This is a genomic window from Streptomyces sp. WELS2, assembly GCF_013870595.1.
Taxonomy (GTDB): domain Bacteria; phylum Actinomycetota; class Actinomycetes; order Streptomycetales; family Streptomycetaceae; genus Streptomyces.
Genome location: NZ_JACBWZ010000748.1, coordinates 1 through 2,997 on the forward strand (window position 1 = coordinate 1; position 2,997 = coordinate 2,997).

General features: G+C 73.8%; 3 protein-coding genes. 2 read left to right on the plus strand and 1 reads right to left on the minus strand.

Going from position 1 to position 2,997, the window contains the following annotated elements; genetic code table 11:
* Together H5J33_RS29195 and H5J33_RS29200 are read left to right on the plus strand one after the other, a co-directional pair.
* Positions 1-1,635: cysteine protease StiP domain-containing protein (locus H5J33_RS29195; RefSeq protein WP_181797811.1), on the plus strand; the 1,635-nt coding region annotated here is incomplete at its 5' end.
* Complete coding sequence (locus H5J33_RS29200) at positions 1,635-2,447, plus strand: HAD family hydrolase (protein WP_181797812.1); 813 nt, start codon at positions 1,635-1,637, stop codon at positions 2,445-2,447. The genes H5J33_RS29195 and H5J33_RS29200, both read left to right, overlap by 1 nt.
* Positions 2,448-2,455: 8 nt before the next feature.
* Here H5J33_RS29200 and H5J33_RS29205 read toward each other — a convergent pair whose 3' ends face one another.
* A complete protein-coding gene (locus tag H5J33_RS29205; RefSeq protein ID WP_181797813.1) occupies positions 2,456-2,671 on the minus strand; it encodes a zinc ribbon domain-containing protein in 216 nt (71 codons plus the stop codon).
* Between the last annotated feature and the right edge of the window lie 326 nt (positions 2,672-2,997).

Here is a 2,997-nt window from a genome sequence, read left to right on the forward strand (position 1 = left end):
CACGGCTTCACCCCCGCCCACCGGGCCCGGCTCGAGGCCGCGCTCCCCGCCATGGCCGACCGGATACGCGCCGCCCTGCCCGCCGGTGCGCGCCGGGTGCTCGTGCTCGGGTTCGAGGAGCTGATGTACGCCCCGCTGCGGCTCGCCCGGGAACTGGAGCGCACCGCGGACGCCGAGGTGCGGTTCTCCACCACCACCCGCTCGCCCGTGCTCGCGGTGGACGACCCCGGCTACGCGATCCGTACCCGCCTGGTCTTCCCCGCCCACGACGACCCGGCGGACGGGCCCGGCGAGCGCTACGCCTACAACGTGGCCGGCGCCGGTTTCGACGCCGTCGTGGCCGTGGTCGACTCGGTCGCCGACACCCCCGCCCTGCACGCCCCGGACGGCCTGCTGGCCCGGCTCGCCGAGCGGGTCCCGCACGTCCTGCTCGCGGTCGTGCCGTCGTACGTCCCGCACCTTCCCGAAAGGCCGGCCATGCTGCCCGAGCCCCTGCGCGGCCCCGCGTTCTCCTCGTACGCGCCGGAGGAGGTCGGCTGGCTGCTCCAGGACCTGTCCGACGTGCCCCTGGAGGCGCCGGTCGAGGAGCGGGAGGAGGCCGTCCAGAGCGGTGGGGCGCACTACGCCGAGTCGCTGCCGGTGGAGTACCAGCCCAGCGAGCGCTACCAGGAGCTGTTCCACACGGCCCTCGAGGCGTCGGCGGTCCGGCTGGCGCGGGCGGTGGGCGTGGTCACCGAGACGGTGATCGGCGAGCGCTCGCCCCGCCCGGTGCTGGTCTCGCTGGCCCGCGCCGGCACCCCGGTGGGCATTCTGATGCGCCGCTGGGCGCGCTTCCGGCACGGGCTGGACCTGCCGCACTACGCGGTGTCGATCGTGCGCGGCCGGGGCATCGACGCCAACGCGCTGCGCTGGCTCGCCGCCCACCACGACCCCCGGGACGTGGTCTTCGTGGACGGCTGGACCGGCAAGGGCGCCATCACCCGCGAACTCGCCCAGGCCCTGGAGGAGTTCGAGGCGAAGGAGGGCGTCACCGGCTTCGACCCGGAGATCGCCGTCCTCGCCGACCCCGGTTCCTGCGTGCGCACGTACGGCACCCGGGACGACTTCCTCATCCCCTCCGCCTGCCTCAACTCCACGGTGTCCGGGCTGGTCTCGCGCACGGTGCTGCGCGCGGACCTGGTCGGCCCGGACGACTACCACGGCGCGAAGTTCTACCGCGAACTGGCCGGCGCCGACGTCTCCGTGGCCTTCCTCGACGCCGTCTCCGCCCGCTTCGAGGAGGTCGCGGACACCGTGACCGGCGCGGTCAAGGAACTGCTCGCCACCGACCGCACCCCGACCTGGGCGGGCTGGCGGGCGGTCGAGCGGATCTGCGAGGAGTACGGCATCCACGACGTGAACCTCGTCAAGCCGGGCGTCGGCGAGACCACCCGGGTGCTGCTGCGCCGGGTGCCGTGGAAGATCCTGGCCCGTGCGGGCGCCGGCCCCGAACTGGACCACGTACGCCTGCTCGCCGAGCAGCGGGGCGTGCCGGTGGAGGAGGTCGGCGAACTGCCGTACAGCTGTGTCGGGCTGATCCACCCCAAGTACACACGCGGTGCCACGGGCGCCGACGGGAAGGCGGTGCACGTCTGATGCCGGTGCTGGTGGCGAGCGACCTCGACCGCACGCTGATCTACTCCTCGGCGGCCCTCGCGCTGACCATGCCGGACGCCCGGGCGCCCCGGCTGCTGTGCGTGGAGGTGCACGAGGCCAGGCCGCTGTCCTACATGACGGAGACGGCGGCCGGGCTGCTGACGGAACTCGGCGACGCGGCCGTGTTCGTGCCGGCGACGACCCGGACCCGCAAGCAGTACCAGCGGATCAACCTGCCCGGCCCGCCGCCCCGGTACGCGGTCTGCGCCAACGGGGGACACCTGCTGGTCGACGGGGTCGCGGACGCCGGATGGCACGCGCGCGTGCTGGCGCGGCTCGCCGACGAGTGCGCGCCGCTGGCGGAGGTCCGCGAGCATCTGCTGCGCACGGCCGACCCGGTGTGGGTGCGCAAGCACCGGGTCGCCGAGGACCTGTTCGCCTACCTGGTGGTGGAGCGCGAGCTGCTGCCCGAGGACTGGGTGAAGGAGCTGGCGGTGTGGGCGGAGGAGCGCGGCTGGACCGTCTCGCTCCAGGGCCGCAAGATCTACGCGGTGCCGAAGCCGCTCACCAAGAGCGCGGCGGTCCGCGAGGTCGCCCGCCGCACCGGCGCGGACCCGGTCCTGGCCGCCGGCGACTCCCTCCTGGACACCGACCTCCTCCTGGCGGCCGACCGGGGCTGGCGCCCGGGCCACGGAGAACTGGCGGACACCGGCTGGACGGCCCCTCGGGTCACCGCGCTGCCGGAACGGGGGGTCCTGGCGGGGGAGCGGATCCTCGGGGAGTTCCTGAGGACGGTCCGGCAGCCGGCCTGAGGGGGCGGCTACCCGCAGCACCCTCCACCGCAGCATCCGCCGCCCCCGGCCCGGGGCGCGGACGCCGGCGCGCCGGCGACGCCGCCCACGGCGACCGTCGACAAAAGCTTCACCGTGTCGTCATGCCCGGCGGGGCACGTCGCGGGGTCGGCGGACTCCGCCATCGGACGGTTGAGTTCGAACGTGTCGCCGCAGCTCCGGCAGCGGTACTCGTAACGGGGCATGGGTCCAGGTTAGCCGTCACGGGGGTGCCGGGGGCAGTTCAAAGTTTCATGAGTGTTGCCATCTGTGCGGCATATGTGCAGGGCATTCGAAAACGTTACTGATAATTTGTGAACGCCGTGGCGAGGATGCTCAGCTCACCCGCGCGAGCGAGACCGAGTGCGGAGGGAGACGCAGGCGTGACCGATGCGTCGCAGGGGGAGGACGGCCCCATGGGGGGTGGCCGTGGCGAGAAGCCGCTGGGGGCCGACGAGACCCTGCATCTGAGAGTCGGCGCCCTCAGGGCGGACGAGACGATGCAACTGCGTGTCCCCGCGCCCGCCGAGGA

Excerpts from the sequence above, each read along its gene's own strand:
- H5J33_RS29200 (WP_181797812.1), top strand. The coding sequence starts at position 1,635 with ATGCCGGTGCTGGTGGCGAGCGACCTCGACCGCACGCTGATCTACTCC.
- H5J33_RS29205 (WP_181797813.1), bottom strand. The coding sequence starts at position 2,671 with ATGCCCCGTTACGAGTACCGCTGCCGGAGCTGCGGCGACACGTTCGAA.